1 pseudogene is annotated in these 1,122 nt (G+C 68.4%); it reads left to right on the top strand.

Annotated elements, in window-relative coordinates:
• Window positions 1-1,122 (top strand): annotated as a pseudogene (locus tag ABZY44_RS37765) (hypothetical protein); the annotation flags it as partial.

The following is a 1,122-nucleotide window of genomic DNA, read 5'->3' as shown; positions in this document are numbered from 1 at the left end:
GTCAAGGCCGACGCCACCGGCATCGACCTGACCCCCGACACCTCCCTCCTCGGCCAGGGCACCGGCCCCTGGTACATCGACCCGGGCGTCAACCCCTCCGCCGACAACACCACGCGCGCGTGGTCGCAGGTCCAGGAGGCGTACCCGGACACCAACGAGTACAACTCGACCACCGACGGCCAGAACACCCCGGCCACCGGCTACTGCGGCTACTCCACGTGCACCCGCAAGGGCCGCGAGCGCGCCTACTTCCAGGTCGGGATCAACTCGACGATCTACGACACCGAGGTCATCGACGCCAGGCTCCGCGCCACCGTCACCTCCTCCTCGAGCCCCAGCACGTCGACCCCGATGGGCCTGTACCAGACCGGCCCCATCAACAACCCGACCACCTGGAACAACCAGCCCTGCGACAAGAACTCGCGGATGGGCGGCTGCCCCAAGATCGGTGGCGTCTGGATGTCGGGCACGGGTGAGATCCAGTACGACGTCACCAGCCAGATGAAGGCCGCCGCCCGGGACAAGTGGCCCCACTTCACGTTCGGCTTCGCGCCGGACGACGAAGGCAACATGTACTACCGCCAGCGGTTCACCAACACCCCGCACGTCACGGTCACCTACGACATCCGACCCGTCATCGGGACCCCCCGCACCAGCCCCACCCCCGGCTTCGCCGCCACCGGCACCTACGCCGCCTGCCGCACGGCCGGCGCCGTCAACCCCTGGGACAACCCGGGCTGGATCGGCCTCACTTCCAACACGTCGGTGACCGTCGCCACCACCTCCCCCACCGGGCGCCAGCTCCAGTCGAACTTCGCCCTCGTGGACGAGGACAACAACGGCAGCGCCCAGTACGTCAACACCGGCTGGAACGCCTCTTCCGGGGACGTCACCGCCGACTTCGGGACCCTGAAGGACGGGCACAAGTACTACTGGTTCGCGAACACGCAGGACGACACCCTGCAGAGCACCGACAGCGAGCGGTGCTACTTCTTCGTCGACCGTTCTTCGCCCTCCGCGGCCGTCACCTCGACCGACTTCCCGCTCTCCGGCACCACCGGCGGTCACCCCAAGCGGGTCGACGAGGAGGGCACCTTCACGCTCTCCGGTGCGGACAACGCC

Origin of the sequence: Streptomyces sp. NPDC006544, assembly GCF_040611715.1 — a bacterium.
Taxonomy (GTDB): Bacteria; Actinomycetota; Actinomycetes; order Streptomycetales; family Streptomycetaceae; genus Streptomyces.
This window is presented reverse-complemented; position numbering and strand designations above follow the sequence as displayed.